General features: G+C 56.2%; 20 protein-coding genes and 2 pseudogenes. 13 read left to right on the top strand and 9 right to left on the bottom strand.

What is annotated here, in order from left to right:
• Nucleotides 1–588: 588 nt before the first annotated feature.
• The 6 genes from E8A46_RS02635 to E8A46_RS02610 all read left to right on the top strand — a co-directional run bounded on the left by E8A46_RS02635 (nucleotide 589) and on the right by E8A46_RS02610 (nucleotide 3,310).
• Complete coding sequence (locus E8A46_RS02635) at nucleotides 589–744, top strand: hypothetical protein (protein ID WP_291557046.1); 156 nt, start codon at nucleotides 589–591, stop codon at nucleotides 742–744.
• Nucleotides 744–1,118 carry a PRC-barrel domain-containing protein gene (locus E8A46_RS02630; RefSeq protein ID WP_291557044.1) on the top strand — a complete coding sequence of 125 codons (375 nt, stop codon included), beginning with the start codon at nucleotides 744–746 and terminating at the stop codon, nucleotides 1,116–1,118. The genes E8A46_RS02635 and E8A46_RS02630 overlap by 1 nt, the downstream gene beginning before the upstream one ends.
• A 187-nt stretch (nucleotides 1,119–1,305) precedes the next feature.
• Nucleotides 1,306–1,839 carry a PRC-barrel domain-containing protein gene (locus E8A46_RS02625; protein WP_291557041.1) on the top strand — a complete coding sequence of 178 codons (534 nt, stop codon included), beginning with the start codon at nucleotides 1,306–1,308 and terminating at the stop codon, nucleotides 1,837–1,839.
• Between the two features lie 167 nt (nucleotides 1,840–2,006).
• Nucleotides 2,007–2,219: a dodecin family protein gene (locus E8A46_RS02620; RefSeq protein ID WP_291557038.1), complete on the top strand. Its 213-nt coding sequence runs from the start codon at nucleotides 2,007–2,009 to the stop codon at nucleotides 2,217–2,219.
• A 330-nt stretch (nucleotides 2,220–2,549) separates the two neighbouring features.
• Nucleotides 2,550–3,002: a hypothetical protein gene (locus tag E8A46_RS02615; RefSeq protein ID WP_291557035.1), complete on the top strand. Its 453-nt coding sequence runs from the start codon at nucleotides 2,550–2,552 to the stop codon at nucleotides 3,000–3,002.
• A complete protein-coding gene (locus E8A46_RS02610) occupies nucleotides 2,999–3,310 on the top strand; it encodes a ParB N-terminal domain-containing protein (RefSeq protein WP_291557032.1) in 312 nt (103 codons plus the stop codon). The genes E8A46_RS02615 and E8A46_RS02610 overlap by 4 nt, the downstream gene beginning before the upstream one ends.
• A gap of 625 nt (nucleotides 3,311–3,935) precedes the next feature.
• Here E8A46_RS02610 and E8A46_RS02605 read toward each other — a convergent pair.
• Complete coding sequence (locus E8A46_RS02605; RefSeq protein WP_291557029.1) at nucleotides 3,936–4,106, bottom strand: hypothetical protein; 171 nt, start codon at nucleotides 4,104–4,106, stop codon at nucleotides 3,936–3,938.
• A gap of 18 nt (nucleotides 4,107–4,124) precedes the next feature.
• Here E8A46_RS02605 and E8A46_RS02600 point away from each other — a divergent pair, with 18 nt between their 5' ends.
• The 5 genes and pseudogenes from E8A46_RS02600 to E8A46_RS02580 all read left to right on the top strand — a co-directional run bounded on the left by E8A46_RS02600 (nucleotide 4,125) and on the right by E8A46_RS02580 (nucleotide 7,868).
• Complete coding sequence (locus E8A46_RS02600) at nucleotides 4,125–4,667, top strand: hypothetical protein (protein ID WP_291557026.1); 543 nt, start codon at nucleotides 4,125–4,127, stop codon at nucleotides 4,665–4,667.
• Between the two features lie 518 nt (nucleotides 4,668–5,185).
• On the top strand, nucleotides 5,186–6,022 hold the full coding sequence (locus tag E8A46_RS02595) for a YihY/virulence factor BrkB family protein (RefSeq protein WP_291557024.1): 837 nt from the start codon (nucleotides 5,186–5,188) through the stop codon (nucleotides 6,020–6,022).
• Between the two features lie 332 nt (nucleotides 6,023–6,354).
• The gene (locus E8A46_RS02590; RefSeq protein WP_291557021.1) at nucleotides 6,355–6,534 is read left to right on the top strand and encodes a hypothetical protein; all 180 of its coding nucleotides are present in this window, start codon (nucleotides 6,355–6,357) and stop codon (nucleotides 6,532–6,534) included.
• 277 nt (nucleotides 6,535–6,811) lie between these two features.
• Nucleotides 6,812–7,255 (top strand): annotated as a pseudogene (locus E8A46_RS02585) (helix-turn-helix domain-containing protein); the annotation flags it as partial.
• 214 nt (nucleotides 7,256–7,469) lie between these two features.
• Nucleotides 7,470–7,868, top strand: a complete 399-nt coding sequence (locus E8A46_RS02580; RefSeq protein ID WP_291557018.1) for a hypothetical protein — start codon at nucleotides 7,470–7,472, stop codon at nucleotides 7,866–7,868.
• Here E8A46_RS02580 and E8A46_RS02575 read toward each other — a convergent pair.
• From E8A46_RS02575 to E8A46_RS02550, 6 genes and pseudogenes are all read right to left on the bottom strand, one after another.
• A pseudogene (locus E8A46_RS02575) lies at nucleotides 7,864–8,199 on the bottom strand (divalent metal cation transporter); the annotation flags it as partial. The gene E8A46_RS02580 and the pseudogene E8A46_RS02575 overlap by 5 nt on opposite strands.
• A gap of 208 nt (nucleotides 8,200–8,407) precedes the next feature.
• Nucleotides 8,408–9,562, bottom strand: a complete 1,155-nt coding sequence (locus E8A46_RS02570; protein WP_291557013.1) for an AI-2E family transporter — start codon at nucleotides 9,560–9,562, stop codon at nucleotides 8,408–8,410.
• A gap of 141 nt (nucleotides 9,563–9,703) precedes the next feature.
• Nucleotides 9,704–9,967: a hypothetical protein gene (locus E8A46_RS02565; RefSeq protein WP_291557011.1), complete on the bottom strand. Its 264-nt coding sequence runs from the start codon at nucleotides 9,965–9,967 to the stop codon at nucleotides 9,704–9,706.
• Between the two features lie 242 nt (nucleotides 9,968–10,209).
• Nucleotides 10,210–10,374, bottom strand: a complete 165-nt coding sequence (locus E8A46_RS02560) for a DUF3309 family protein (protein ID WP_291557008.1) — start codon at nucleotides 10,372–10,374, stop codon at nucleotides 10,210–10,212.
• Nucleotides 10,375–10,499: 125 nt separating this feature from the next.
• Nucleotides 10,500–11,099 (bottom strand): hypothetical protein, encoded by a 600-nt coding sequence (locus E8A46_RS02555; protein WP_291557006.1) that lies wholly within the window; start codon nucleotides 11,097–11,099, stop codon nucleotides 10,500–10,502.
• A 248-nt stretch (nucleotides 11,100–11,347) separates the two neighbouring features.
• Entirely contained in the window at nucleotides 11,348–11,578 is a 231-nt protein-coding gene (locus E8A46_RS02550; protein WP_291557003.1) for a hypothetical protein, read from the bottom strand.
• Nucleotides 11,579–12,162: 584 nt separating this feature from the next.
• On the opposite strand from E8A46_RS02550, the gene E8A46_RS02545 reads away from it, so the two are divergent.
• Nucleotides 12,163–12,396, top strand: coding sequence for a DUF2171 domain-containing protein (locus tag E8A46_RS02545; protein ID WP_291557000.1), 234 nt, complete (start codon nucleotides 12,163–12,165; stop codon nucleotides 12,394–12,396).
• 86 nt (nucleotides 12,397–12,482) lie between these two features.
• Nucleotides 12,483–12,938: a hypothetical protein gene (locus E8A46_RS02540; RefSeq protein WP_291556998.1), complete on the top strand. Its 456-nt coding sequence runs from the start codon at nucleotides 12,483–12,485 to the stop codon at nucleotides 12,936–12,938.
• A gap of 101 nt (nucleotides 12,939–13,039) precedes the next feature.
• Here the strand turns inward: E8A46_RS02540 and E8A46_RS02535 are convergent, their stop codons facing one another.
• Nucleotides 13,040–13,663: a histidine kinase dimerization/phosphoacceptor domain -containing protein gene (locus tag E8A46_RS02535; protein ID WP_291556996.1), complete on the bottom strand. Its 624-nt coding sequence runs from the start codon at nucleotides 13,661–13,663 to the stop codon at nucleotides 13,040–13,042.
• Between the two features lie 135 nt (nucleotides 13,664–13,798).
• Nucleotides 13,799–14,117 (bottom strand): helix-turn-helix domain-containing protein (locus tag E8A46_RS02530; RefSeq protein WP_291556992.1); only part of this gene is annotated, 319 nt, incomplete at its 5' end.

Below are 14,117 nucleotides of genomic sequence, written 5' to 3'. Positions count from 1 at the left end.
TTCGGATGCGAAACCGCGAGTCGAAGTCCCGCGGAACGTCGTGGTAATTAGCGTCTCTCCAACTTGGGCGGGGCGCGTTTCTACAGCGTGGAGACTATAGTCACACATCGGATTGCTCCTCGTTCGAGATAGCCAACCCGCGCCGCTGAGAGGCGCAGGCCTCTATCAGAGTGGACAGTAGCCTGTAAGCTTTTGCTTCATTGTGAGCGATTGTACGGCCTGGGGCGACCGTCCCGATCACAAATACGTTTGACGAGGCATCCTTGCCAGCTACCGACTTCGTTTTCCGCGTTGGCAGTCCCCCGGACAGCTTCCCGAGCAAGAACGCACCAGCGGCGTTCCTTGGAGTCACCGCGTGGCAGATCCGGACGATGCGGTGAGCGACCCAATTTGTTTGAACCTAGGGGCCGTCCCTTTGTTGGCTCCCCCCAGCCAAATGAGCCGGTTGCGGGACGCATTGCTAGATCAGCGCCATGGCATCATCCGGGAACGAGGAGCGGTCATGGCGGCCAAAAGAAACGGCCCCAGCGCGACAGCAATCCTGTCCAATTCGCTTTCATCCGGCAAAAATCAAAGGGGAGACGCGCCATGGCCAGAATGAATTTCGGCTATTTGCCCCACGAAAATCCCTGCGCCCAATGCGGCAAGCCGATCGCCACCCCTGAATGGATTGAAAACGGCCCGCGCCGCTCCTACGCGGGCATCACGGTGGTCCGGATTCATCAACCCAACAGGAGGGGATGATGACCGATGTCATGACAAAACCGCACCAGCTGATCGCGAGCGACCGGATCGAAGGTACCGCGGTGCGACGGCCGAACGGCGACCGGATCGGCCACATCGAGTGGCTGATGATCGACAAGATCAGCGGCAAGGTATCCTACGCGATCCTCAGTTTCGGCGGGTTCCTCGGCATGCGAGCCAACCTGCTTCCGCTGCCGTGGGCGCGCCCAACCTACAACCGGGGGATCGAGGCCTACCAGCTCGATATCGACGATGACGAGCTCCGGCGCGCGCCGTCGTTCCGCGCCGACAAGGATTTCGACTGGGGCGATCGTTCGCAGGAAGCGGAGCTGCATCGCTATTACGGAATAGCGCCGTACTGGGGCGGGTTCTGACCGCACTTTGAAAATTGCGCAGAGCAGCCATGCCGCTGTCGGCCTGCCGCGCGAGCGAACGGCGGCGTTTCAGGGGAACCCGCCAACCGCGAGTCGCGCGGGCCGCTGAAAATCTGTCCGGCCGCCTGGAACAGCTGGCGGAGTGGCGTGTTTCCTCCCCATCAATTTCATATCAGGGAGAAACCACATGTCAGCAAAATATATGACGGCTGGCTTGGCCGCGTCCGCGTTACTTGCGACCGTTGCGTTTGCGCAGACTCCGACGACCACCACCGATCGCGCCAACATGGCGCCGGCGGCGGCATCGGATTCCTCGTTCCAGGGTGACTGGCGCACTTCGAAGATTGTCGGCCTCAACGTCTACAACGACAAGAATGAGAGCGTCGGCTCGATCAACGATCTCCTGACCGACAAGAACGGGAACATCAAGGCGGTGGTGATCGGCGTCGGCGGTTTCCTCGGCGTCGGCGAACATCTGGTCGCCGTGGCCTTTGACAAGATCAAATTCGTCAACGAGCCGGTCGCCTACACCGGTGCGTCGAATGCCCCCGCCCCGGGCAGCCGGCCGGCGACATCGACGACCACGGGTGCTGCGCCCACGAATACCGCACCGGCCACGGCGACGGCTTCGAAGCCCGATCCCTGGTATCCGGATCATGCGCTGTTCAACGCGACCAAGGATGAGCTGAAGGCGTTGCCTGAGTTCAAATATTCGACGTAAGGTGCCCGCGTGAGTTAGACCTGATCTTCAAATGACCGCATACGGCGCGTCGCGCACGGGAGGCAGCGGCATGGTGCGCCGCATCCTTTCAGCGCCGATATCCCGGTGTTAGGCTTCCCGGCCGCAGGACCACCTGCGTCCTGCCTCACACCGAACGGGAGGACGACATGCCTGAAAGCGTCTACAAGGTCATCGAGTTGATCGGTACCAGCAAGGACTCCTGGGAAAAGGCCGCCGCGGCGGCGGTCGACAGGGCCGGCAAGTCCCTTCGGGATCTTCGTGTCGCTGAAGTCGTCCTGCTCGACCTGCAACTGGATGCCGCAGGCAAGGTCGAGGCCTACCGCGCCAAGCTCAAGATATCGTTCAAATTCGAGGGCTGACGACGCGATCGCGATGCGCCTTGCGCTCCCTCTCCCCGCAGGCGGCAAGGCTGTCCGGGGAAGATCACGCATAACAGAATACGAGTTGAAACCTGGGTTCGCGCGGAGGGAGCCTTTCCTTCAATAGTAGATCAGGCGCTATTCGACCGCGCGCGAACAATAATCGATCAGCGCGACAATCATTATTCCGATGCGGAACTGCTCGCGTTGCTGCAAGCGGTACTTGAAGAGGAGGGTTCACTTTCCGGTCACGTCATTGACGAGCGAGACAACATGTCCTCGTCAAGCATGTATCGGTCGCGATTTGGAAGTCTGCTGCGGGCTTATACGATGATCGGTTATTTGCCGGATCGAGATTACCGATATGTTGAGATAAACAGAACCCTTCGTCAATCTTATCCGAAACTCCTGGCCGAAGTGACTGCGGAGCTCCAGAATGCCGGTGGCCACCTTTTCTGCGACCCGGTCAGTGAGCTCCTATTTATCAATGATGAGTTCACTGCTTCGCTGGTGATTGCGCGCTCTTTCGAGAGTCAAAATGGCTCGCTGCGTTGGCGCCTTCGATTCGATACCGGCATGGTGCCTGACATTACAATTGCTGTCCGCATGGACCGCTCAAACGAGCGGCCCCAAGACTATTATATCTTTCCCAGCATCGACATGAATACCAATCGACTCCGCCTAGCAGAAGACAATGCCCTTTCGTTAGACGCATATCGATTCGATTCGCTCGATTTTTTCTATTCGATGGCGGCCAGAAGCACGTTCCGGGAGGCAGCATGAGTACCTCAAAGCGCAAATCTGCAACGAAGCAGATCAAGAACATTCCCATTGATCAGATTCGTTATTTAAATCCCAGGGTTCGGAACCGACGAAACTTCCAAGAGATCGTGCAAAGCATTGCGAGTGTGGGCCTGAAGAGACCGATTACGGTAAGCCCCAGAAAAGCAGAGACCGATTCAGCGAGCTACGATCTCGTTTGCGGACAAGGTCGCGTCGAAGCCTTCATTCAGCTTGGGCAGACGAAAATTCCGGCAATCGTGATCGAGGCTGAAGCGCTGTTTCGGCATATTGGTCGATGGCCACAATGATCGCCTGGACATGCGCGTGGCAGTACCCTTCCCTGCTCGCCCGGTGACGGACTACGCACGATGTCGAGGGCGACAGTTTGGTGGGTATCTTGTCATCCCGCTCCCAAGCGATCAGGGTAAATTCGCTGTAGGGCTAATCCATCACGACCGTGACTAATGGAAAGGGGCCCTCAATCGGGCCCTTTTTTCATTGCTGCTTCAAAGCGTGGAACAGAACTTCCAGGAATTGATGGAAACGAATCGTCGACTCGATAGTTCAATAAACCGGCACGAAGCGACAGGAACGACGCACTATGAACGAGGTTCCTCAGTTGGCATCTGCAATGCTCGCTTTAGCTTTCGCGGCAGTGATGTTAGTTGCAGGTCAACTGTTCATCGAATATCGATCAACGAACAATGCGTCTGCACCGGCTGTGGTAAAGACTGCCGCAATGCCGCTTTAAGATCACTAGATTTTACAAGTTCACCGGCTTCCAGGGCATGTTTCTGGCCGTCGGGTAGCTGGGCTGACCGACTGTTAGTCCGGAAGGTCGTGATGTCCGTGAAGTTCGGGGGGCAAGCCCATCGAGTTCGAAAACGGCAACGCCGTCATCGCGGTCAAACTGGCGCCGGCAAGTCCGCTTGATTAGTTGTACTTGAACTGTGGCATCGCTTTCAGCTGATCCTTGGTCGCATTGTAGACGGCGTGATCGGGATACCACTTTTCATCGGTCGCGCGCACCGGTCGGTTCGGCCGATTTGCGTCAGTGGTAGCCGCGCCGTTATTGGTCCCGACGGTCGTCTTGTCGGCCGGCATGTCGACCGCCTTCAGTTCATGGACATCATGCTTGGTGACCAGCCACCGCTGACGCCACCACAGCTCGTCTACCAGCGCATGCTCGCCGGCGACCCTATTGAAGCCGCAGAACAGGCGCGAGCATTTCTAAAGGATGCCTCGCTTGAAGACTACTATGATTCGATTTTACTGAATGGATTGAGGCTCGCCGCAGCCGACAGCCGGTTAGGTCTCCTTGATCACGAAAGACTGGATCGAATTTTAGCCACCGTAGCGGAATTGACGAATGATCTGGACGCGCACGACGATGTTGAGACGACGGGTGTAGAGTCCGACAGCGGCGGTAATCTCGGCGCGCTTGCTGCGATCGAACATGCCGACGAACAGACCACTCCGATGCCGAACGAATGGAAATCGCCGCGCGCCGTCCTTTGCGTTCCGGGATCGAGCAAGCTCGACGAGGCAGCAGCGCTGGTTCTTGCTCAAATGCTCAGGCGTCGTGGATTTGGCGCAGTCGCGGAGAAGGCTGACGCTCTATCGATGTCACGCTTCTTTTCGCTGGATTGGCCGACACTTCACTAGTCTGCATCTGTTACGTCGAACGGCCGTCGAGCGCCAAGATTCAATACGCTGTTCGCCGACTAAGTAAAAAGAATCCTGATGGACGCATCATCCTAGCGCTGCTGGGAACAGAAACCGGCACACCCTTGGCAGGCGCGGATCTACATGTTGCCGAAGGATCATTCAGCTCTGCTTTGAAGGCGATCGGCGAAGCGGTCTCAACGACTCATGGAACCTTGGACGTGCACCATCAAAATCTAGTTGGGAAGCTTGGGTAGCGACAAATTGACCATGCCTGCTGCTTTAGATGAACCATTTCCGGTCGAAACGGTTCGCTCCAAATGGAAACGCGCGAAGAACTTAAAAAACAAGCGGCCAAATATCGAGAGTTGGCAAGGCAGCTTGCCGACCCCCTAAGCTCAGAGCGGATAATCGCTCGGGCGGTCGAATTGGAAGCCGAGGCGACACTCAAATAAGGACGACACTGATTTGTCCACCCTCCCTCATCATCTCTTTCCATGATCCGAGGATAGACGCCGGTGCTGTGGGGTGTCCTAAAAGAGGCCGCTAAAAGTTGGTCGGCTCACAAGAATTCGCGTCAAGGTGCCGCACTCGCCTATTATTACGTCTTCTCAATTGGTCCGCTGATCGTCATAGGGATCGCGATTGCGGGCTTCTTATTTGGCCGCGATGCGGTCGGCGGACAAGTCGCGATGTCCATCAAAGACTTGCTGGGCGAAACCGGCGCCAATGCCATCCAGGCGATGTTGATCGATGCCAGCAGACCCAGAGCGGGCCTTATGGCTACGTTGCTCGGCACCGGGACGTTGCTGTTTTCCGCCATAGGCGTCGTCGTCCAGTTGAAGGATGCGCTAAATACGGTCTGGGAAGTGCGCCAAACCTCCGGAAGTGGTCTTTGGTACTATGTTCGGAGCTACGTCCTGTCATTCGCCGGAGTCCTCGCGCTGGGCTTCTTGCTCTTGGTCTCCCTGTTGGTAACAACAGCGCTTGCAGCCATCGGCAAGCATGCGGCTGTTTATGTCGACGAGTGGGTTCTTCATCTCACCAACCTGGTCGTCTCGTTTGCGGTCATCACCCTGCTTTTTGCGATGATGTTCAAATGGCTGCCTGATACGCTAATCGATTGGTACGATGTCTGGCTCGGAGCAATCCTGACGACGACTTTCTTCGAGATCGGTAAATTTGCGATTGGCTTTTATATTGGAAAGCAGGGACTGGAATCGACCTACGGAGCAGCAGCTTCAATCATCGTGGTGTTGATCTGGGTCTATTATTCCTCACAGATCATTCTAATGGGGGCCGAAATCACCCGTGCTTTCGCTCAGCACAATGGCTCACGACGCGTATCACCGTAACCGTACATCCCTGAGCTTTTGCCGGATCCGCAATTCCTGATCGTCGCTTGAACATCACGGTCATCTTGACCGTGTTCAAAAGCCGGATTCCATGGATGGTCTCAAGCGGCCGCCGCCATTAGGAGCCGCTGGCCGGCGATCAAAATTGCAGCCACCTCGGGACTGCTCAACATTGGCAAAGAAGATTTGCCGCTCGGCAGTCACTTCCTGCCTAAGCCATGCCGCTCAGATCGTCGGCTCGCTTCGCGAACTGACCGGCGCGGTTTGAATTTAACGCGACGGAACTTAACACCGTTCGAGGTCTTGTCCTACAGAGTTCATAGGAGTGTCCCATGCCGAACAATAAAAATCCGAATGAGAAGCAGCCGGGCGAAAATGCTCCTGGGAAATACCATTACAATCCCGGCAACATGTCCGGGAAAACAGTCAAAACTGGCGAAGAAGGGTCCGAAAAGAAAAACGACGGCGACAGGCTACAGAGCCACGACGGGGTGCCTAAGGAGCATTCATAGCCTTTGAGCCGCAGATCGTCGGGGTGTTGATCGGCCACGTGTGTTTCGGCGCGGGGGTCCCGTCTACGATCGGCACGGGTCCCGAAAACTCCCCTCAGTGAAATCAATGAGCTAGAGGGTGTTAACACGGCGCCGACGAGGGTCAGTTTTCGACCAGCATTCACAGCGATGCCGCCGGACGGCAATCGCAGTTGGCTCTCAGAGGTGCTTAAAAAGTGCCTGGACTGGCGCGAGGGCGAAGACGGGGATCGACGCGCCGACAACGATGTTGCTTGGCTTACGCATCGCGACCACAACGGCGATGGAAGAATGCGTGATCACCTCGATAACGAAGGAAGCGATGATTGCCGTCCTTCACGAGGAAACAAGATTTTCCGAGCTGTTCATGGCGTATCTCTTGACAAGGAACAGTCGGATTGAAGAAGACTTGATCGACCAATTGTTTAATTCGAGCGAGAGGCGACTCGCGCGCCTTCTCCTTCTGCTCGCCCATTTCGGAAAGGAAGGCAGCCCGCAGCCTATTTTGGTGGATATCAGTCAGGAAACATTGGCAGAGATGATTGGAACGACCCGATCCCGCGTTAGTTTTTTCATGAACAAATTCCGCAAACTAGGACTCATCAGCTACAACGGAAAAATAGAAGTCCATAATTCGCTGCTAAATGCGGTTTTGCATGAGAAACCCCAGATAGATCGGGATGAGTCAACGAGCAAAGTCTAACCGAGCATTGCCCAATCTGTGCCGCCGCGAAATCGCAATCGGTGTACGATGATCGAAATTCTCACGGATACCAGGTGAGCGGCATCGCCCCCACCGTCGCCGAGGCGGTCGCTCCGAGTGGGCCACGGCAGCGAAAAGATGGTCAATTTTATACAGACTCGCATTTCATTTCGGGTACATCGGGTACACCGACCATGACTCAATGGAGTTACCGTTGACAGTTATGTTCAAAGGTCAAACAGGTGAGACGCGGGGCAATCGGTTGCTCACCGCGATGGAGGCTGACAGCCGCGCGCGGATCGAGCCCCACTTGGAGCCGGTCGTACTCGAGCTTGGTGAGGTCGTTTGCGATGCGGGAGGGCTTCTCAAGCACGCCTATTTTCCGCAGGGCGCCGTCCTCTCACTATTGACCGTTCTGGAGAACGGCTCGGCGGTTGAGACCGCACACATCGGGCGCGAAGGCGCATTCGGCCTGTTCGCGGCGATGTACAGCCGGGTCTCCTTCAATCGATGTCTCGTGCAATTCGAGGGTGGCATTGTTCGATGCCCGATCGAACTGTTACAATCGGAGTTCAACCATAGCGATCACGTACGCGATCTCTTTGTCAGCTAAGGCCACCGATTACGAGCGAGAGCGCTTCGCCCATCGCAGCGATATCCGCCGCGATGTTGAACGTGTTGGCCATCACCAGCATGGATACGAGAGATATGACCAGCCAGCGCGGAGCGAAGTCTTTTACGTTGGCGATGATACCTTTTCCCGTCACCCGGCCGATTTGAGCGCTGACAAGCTGGATTGCGATCATGAACGGTGTCGTCAGAAAACCCGTCCACAGCAGACCATAACCAAATTGCGCACCGGCTTGGGAATAAGTCGCGATGCCGGACGGATCGTCGTCGGCGGCCCCCGTGACCAGCCTGGGTCCGACCAGCCGCAACAAAATATTCGGACGTTATCGGGTGTTTTGTTGAGCTCAGTCTCGGAGGAATTCATGGCTCAAACTTCAATTAGCGGTTTGCGAGTTACACGATGTTTATACTCCGAAGCGGACTTTCATTCTGTTCGGCGGGCGCATGTCCGCATGCGATGCAATACGAGCCGCTACGAGCGCTTCCGCAGCTACGGGATCTACAAGCGAGAGGCCAATTCCGCTATTCCCCTTCGAGAAAATGCCCCAGGGCCCTTAGCGGCCGTAATCTATCGCAGATGATCTTGAGGATGGCCAGCAATGGAACGGCCAAAATCGCGCCAAGGACACCCCACATCCAGAACCAGAACACCAGCGACAAGATGACTAGAACGGGGTTCAGCGTGAAGCGTCGCGCAAGCAGCATGGGTGTCAGTGCTTCACCTTCGAGGAGGTGGAGTCCGAAGTAGAGCGCCGGCGGCAGCAAAGCCCCCCATAAGCTATCGAAACTCAGCATTCCGGCGAGGAGGAATATTACGATCCCAAGCAGCGGACCCAAAATTGGAATGTAATTGAGTAGGAAGGCTGAGGCGCCCCACAACAACGGGTCACCAAGTCCACAAAGATACATGGCGACCGCGGTGGCGAGTCCCACAGCGGCGTTCATGGCAGTGATCGTCATCAGATAGGCCGATATGTCCTCCTGGATCTGCTGAGAGATATCGACGGCTTGTCGCTTGTTGCTGAACGTCGGCAAAATTTCAACGATGCGTCGAAGGAATATATCGCCCGCCACCAACAGGAAGTAGAGCACCAGGACAGTCGTAAACAGGCCACCGAGGACTGCGCGCGTTCCAGTGAACAGCGCGCCTGATAGGCCGAGATCAGGACGAACCGCTATGCTGGAACCTTTCTGTGCAGGATTGTCCGCGACTTCCTCGGCCTGTTGAATGACCTTTTGCAACGCCATGATGGGATTTTTTAGAACCACCAGGTGGGCTTCCAAGCGAGGTATGCCCTCTGGCAACTTCGTCGCCCAATTCGCGGCGGGCACTGACAAGCCTGCTACAACACCCACGAGCGTGCCAATCGCCAAGAGTACGGTCAAGAGCGCTCCGATAGCGCGGGGCAGATGCACACGCTGCAGGAGACGCACAGCCGGTTGCAGAAGGAGTTTCAACACGAAGGCGAGCACGACGGGAAGGATGATCGGGCTTGCCAGGTAGAGCGTCGCAAAGACGCTCAACGCGAAAATGCCACCAAGAAAGAATGTCTGCGGATTGGATGGCAGCGGCATATCCGCCTCGGCATCCGTCACCACGGAATGTTGCTCCGGCGGGCAATCGTCCGGGACGGGCGTCAATGAGGGACGCTCCGTTGGCGGTGAGGCAGCGACCAAGGGTTTCTTCTCCGAACGCGAGAAAAGCCGCTTCGATGATGGCCCAGCGGAACGCGAAGAGACCAAGCTTTGAACCAGGTCCGCTGGCATTTTCCGTGCAAAAACAAACGGCCTCCATTATGGAGGCCGTTAAAAATCCGATTACTGTTTGTCGATAACAACAGGTCGGCGGTCGTGGTCAACATCTCTGTCGTGATCGCCCTTCTTAATGATGACGGTTTTGTCACGGTCCCCATGATCACGGTCGCGGATGACATCACGGTCGCGGTCCCTGTCACGATCTCCGTGACCCTCACCAACCGTTACGCCAACAGGGCCGACACCAACCCCTACCTCTTCCGCTCCAGCAGGCATTGCACTGACAATTCCAGCGACGGCGGCGATCACTACGGCATACTTAATCATTGCTTGCTCCGATCGTTGTTAAGCTCTGGGAAGGCAATACCCAGACGCCGGAATCGTTCCGGGTTTCGCTCGGATGCCCCGGATCTGCACGCTACCTTCGAGCGAGTTGAGGCAGCCGGCTTGTAGCGCTGCGTCCCGCTTTGTTGCCGGAGATGTCACCAACGATCGCGCTTACATCCCTTCGCCTCGGAAGCGGCGGTAAGAACGATGAGCGGTCTAACGACGATTTTCCTTTGGAGTAACTATAGTCGACCCATTAGCAATAGGATTATGAGAATGACGACCACCAAGCCGAGGCCGCCGCCGCCATAATAGCCAGTACCATAGAACGGGCCGCCGCCAATTCCGCTGAAGCCGCCAAGTAAAGCGATGACTAGTATGATTAGAACGATTGTGCCTATCGACATCTCAGTCTCCAAATTCTTCGGCAGTTAATCACCGCACAAGAACAAATTCCTGGTGGAACAAAAGTTCCACAACGCATCGCAATACAAAAACGGCTTAAGGAGGAACGGCCTGATCGGCCTCAGCGTCAATCTCTGCGATCTACCGGTGCTACGTCGCTCGGACGATCCAGCGGGGTACTTAGGCTCTCGAAGAGGTTGAAGTGAGGTTCTTCAACCCGATCATATGCCATCTCAGCCTTTGCAGGTTCTCCCTGTTCCTGCAATGGCTGCTGCTTCATTCTGGCAGTCGCGACCTCCCTGGCCTTTCGCTCGGCATAGCGCTTCTGGCGATCAATCTTGCGCTCTGCCGCTTTCCTTGGCTCGGCATCCTTTTGTTCCGACTGCTTCGCCGACTCGAGTTGCTTTGGCTGTTCCACTTCCTTCGCAGGCTGAGTTTCTTTTGGACTTTCTGCGACGACCGGCAGCGGCTGGACCACTGGAACTGGCTCAAGCGCTGGCTTGACCGTTGGCGCCGGGTCTACAGTGGGCGTGGGAATCGCCTTAGCCTCAACTACCTTGGGCCCGGAGATAGGCTCCGAACGCATAACACGCTCAATTCTCGTCGGCCCCGCCGGGGTATCTTTAATAGCCGTGTTTGTCAGGACGATCCCGCTGCCGAAGCCGAGAGCGAGCGCACCTACAACCGTTCCGACTCCGGCAAAATATGTGGTCATAGAAAAGGGCATGGTCACCTCCAGTGTCCGTAAGCGAACGCGCGAATCGCGTGAGAGGTTCCGGACACACACGCTTGCAATCCTTTTGCGTGGCACAATGCAGGCAATGGCTGAGGCACGCAGAAATTGCGACGTATTACCCAAAGGACATCTGCGCCCCTCCAGGGATGGAACTTCCAAATCAGAGAAGGCGAGAGACCACGTCGTGCTGCCGCGCGCTGCGTGGATCTGCACGTCACTGCACTCGCCCTTGCGAGCGCCTAAGTGGTGCTCATTGACGGTTTGGAATAAACCGGCACCCTGAAAATTTCTTCCCTTGCGCCATTTAGAACAGCAATGTGCCGCTCCGGATCGACTGCGGGATTGTCGAGAGACACTCCGATAGCGATCACCTCTGCCTTCGCGATGGCGTCGTCATCATCATCGAAGTTAAAACCTGACGGGTCCACCAGCCTGTGGCCGTCTTTGATATCGAAATAATAATGTGGCATCGGCTACCTCCAACTGAGCTAATGTTTGGACACCCGTAAGCGTTCCTCGGCGAAGTGTGTCCGCTGCAGTTGGTGGCAGCTCTAAATCTTCGAGAGTGAGCTATAGTGACCAGCGAGTCGTGATCCGATACGTCATGCTGGGTTATCACCGCCCCGTCCCGGCAGCTATCGGTGACTGAGAGTGTTGCGCTCCCGCCCAACCAAGGGAAGCGTTATGCTCAATCGTTCCGTTCCCTCGTTTTTCCATGGCAAAGCTACTAGCGGGCGCTCGTTTTGCGCGGACTGCGACGCTCCGATGATCCTCTCACTCCTTGAGCAGGATAAGCCCGGCTTCGATTTGCGCACTTTCGTTTGCCCGATGTGCGCCGCGACCGAAAGCATCGTCGTCCGCGTTTGATCGGTAGCACGATAACCTGGGCTGGCGTTCTCGCCTCGGCGTAGCCGCGCTGACGTCCCGCGCGAAATCGCCATTAACCGACTCAAAGACGCAAAAGCGCGGGGGCAGAGCCAAGGCCGCATGAGTTTTTGATGAACCTTTCATCCGACTGTGCGTTCTGAAATAGATCACAAGGGAGAAAAGAATCATGACCTCTGCATCTCAGATCAAGGAACATATGGACGTGATCGCCTCGGACGGACAAAAGATCGGCAATGTCGATCATCTCGATGGCAAGGACAAGATCAAGCTGACAAAGAGCGATGCTCCCGACGGGAAACACCATCTCATTCCTGTGGGATGGGTCGACCATGTCGACCAGCACGTCCATCTCAACAAGGCGTCGAAAGATGTGAAGGCGCAGTGGAGCGAGGCTGCGTAACTCAGGCCGAATTCGCAGTTGCTGGCGTTGGATATTCCCGGCGAGCGCTGCGCGAGGCTGCCGGACATCATGAGAATGCTGACAGGTTGCATCGCGCAGCCGGCGAAGCCGAAGTCGAGAGCTTTCGGAAAAGCCCCCGCGAAGCGGCGGGGCTTTTTCTTTGCCAGGATATTCCACAACGCCGCACGTTAGCAGGATCCGACGTGGAGTTTCGCGGCATCGCTTTCTGGAGCTGCGGCAGATACGAGAGCGAGGTGAGCGCCGCCGCGAGCATTCCAAAGAATATAGATTCCGGATTACATTGGAGGGCGGCCGGCCAAGTTGGAACGGCTCAGCAAATCCTCAGCCACAACCCGTTCGAAATTCTCGTCCTTGCTCTTGATGCGGTACCGGGGGCGCCCGTCCGCCTCTACAGGCAGGAGTGCGAGGATTGTATAGACGTGACTTGGCTCGACAGCTTCACGGCCTTGCGGTCCTTGAAACTGGTGGAGGACGTCGTCGTCGATATGATAGATGTGTTCCATGTTCTGCCTCGATTGTAACGACGGCTAACGTCGAAGTATCGCGCGCCGCGCATTCCTTGCTTCTCAATCATTCGTGAATCGGCTGGGAACGACGCTGCAGCATCTTTTCAGCGTACGGGTTACCAAGGTTGTCGGATTTCTCCGCCCGACCTCGCCATAGTTCTATGGCCGTAGTCCACGCTGCCCATCCGAAGCTTTTTGCACAACCCTGTCGGGTTGCCATGGATCCAATAGACCGATGCGACGATGGGTCCCGGCGTCCTGAAATCGGGGGCAAGTCCGGGTTTGATTTGCCAGACAGAGCAATATTGAGCAGCGAATCGGAAATTTAAAGACCATCCTGGTCCAGCGCGATCAAAGCCGTCAGGCAATCGCCCGTGACCGGGCGTGTGGCGCTCTCGCTTATTTGAGGAAAGCAACATGATTGGCTCTCCTCCCAAACCAATACCCTCCGGTGCTTCCTGTATCTCTGCGAGGTGGAGGCAAAGCGATTTGACATAGCTGCCGAAATCGGACGTTCGCGTCATCTCGGCGCCGAGCAAATGGTCATATACTTGCGCCAGAGTGGAAACCCGGCGCGCAATCGCCTTGATACCCCGCTGTCCGGCCTTGTCCGCGGTGTCGTCCAGTTGCTTGCTCAGCATCCCATAGACGAGCTGCAGATTGTTACGCACTCGATGTTGCAGCTCTTCGGCCAAGACTTTCTTCTGGTCCAGCAATCGGTCCTGGTCTTCGACCAACACCTTCACAAAACGCCGCGTGAGGCGCTCATGGTTCCGTACCGACCTTTGAAGATGACCGCGACCATGAAGCGAAGGGGGCTTAAGAAAAGGCCGAACACGCAGGAATTCGTCGCACATGACGTGATCAAATGAAGGCTACTCTTTGCCGGTTGACTCATCCCGCTTTATCTCGGGTTTGTCGTGCAAAACCGCGCTCAATAGCGAATTATGGACTTCAATTTTTCCGTTGTAGCTGATGAGCCCCAGTTTGCGGAATTTGTTCATGAAAAAACTGACGCGGGATCGGGTGGTGCCGATCATCTCTGCCAATGTCTCCTGGCTGATACTTGGATTGATCGGCTGCGGGCTGCCTTCTTTTCCGAAATGCGCCAGCAGAAGGAGAAGGCGCGCGAGTCGCTTCTCGCTCGAATTAAACAACTGGTCGATCAGGTCTTCTTCTACTCGGCTGTTGCGC

This window comes from Bradyrhizobium sp., assembly GCF_004799445.1.
Classification (GTDB): Bacteria; Pseudomonadota; Alphaproteobacteria; order Rhizobiales; family Xanthobacteraceae; genus Bradyrhizobium.
Note: the sequence above shows the minus strand (reverse complement) of the source record. Positions and strands in the feature narration are given on the sequence as shown.

Coding starts and splice junctions, on each gene's coding strand:
- E8A46_RS02605 (WP_291557029.1), bottom strand. CDS start 4,106: ATGCCGGCCGACAAGACGACCGTCGGGACCAATAACGGCGCGGCTACC.
- E8A46_RS02615 (WP_291557035.1), top strand. CDS start 2,550: ATGATCGGTTATTTGCCGGATCGAGATTACCGATATGTTGAGATAAAC.
- E8A46_RS02545 (WP_291557000.1), top strand. CDS start 12,163: ATGACCTCTGCATCTCAGATCAAGGAACATATGGACGTGATCGCCTCG.
- E8A46_RS02590 (WP_291557021.1), top strand. CDS start 6,355: ATGCCGAACAATAAAAATCCGAATGAGAAGCAGCCGGGCGAAAATGCT.
- E8A46_RS02565 (WP_291557011.1), bottom strand. CDS start 9,967: ATGATTAAGTATGCCGTAGTGATCGCCGCCGTCGCTGGAATTGTCAGT.
- E8A46_RS02600 (WP_291557026.1), top strand. CDS start 4,125: ATGGACATCATGCTTGGTGACCAGCCACCGCTGACGCCACCACAGCTC.
- E8A46_RS02630 (WP_291557044.1), top strand. CDS start 744: ATGACCGATGTCATGACAAAACCGCACCAGCTGATCGCGAGCGACCGG.
- E8A46_RS02555 (WP_291557006.1), bottom strand. CDS start 11,099: ATGCCCTTTTCTATGACCACATATTTTGCCGGAGTCGGAACGGTTGTA.
- E8A46_RS02635 (WP_291557046.1), top strand. CDS start 589: ATGGCCAGAATGAATTTCGGCTATTTGCCCCACGAAAATCCCTGCGCC.
- E8A46_RS02625 (WP_291557041.1), top strand. CDS start 1,306: ATGTCAGCAAAATATATGACGGCTGGCTTGGCCGCGTCCGCGTTACTT.
- E8A46_RS02550 (WP_291557003.1), bottom strand. CDS start 11,578: ATGCCACATTATTATTTCGATATCAAAGACGGCCACAGGCTGGTGGAC.
- E8A46_RS02560 (WP_291557008.1), bottom strand. CDS start 10,374: ATGTCGATAGGCACAATCGTTCTAATCATACTAGTCATCGCTTTACTT.
- E8A46_RS02610 (WP_291557032.1), top strand. CDS start 2,999: ATGAGTACCTCAAAGCGCAAATCTGCAACGAAGCAGATCAAGAACATT.
- E8A46_RS02620 (WP_291557038.1), top strand. CDS start 2,007: ATGCCTGAAAGCGTCTACAAGGTCATCGAGTTGATCGGTACCAGCAAG.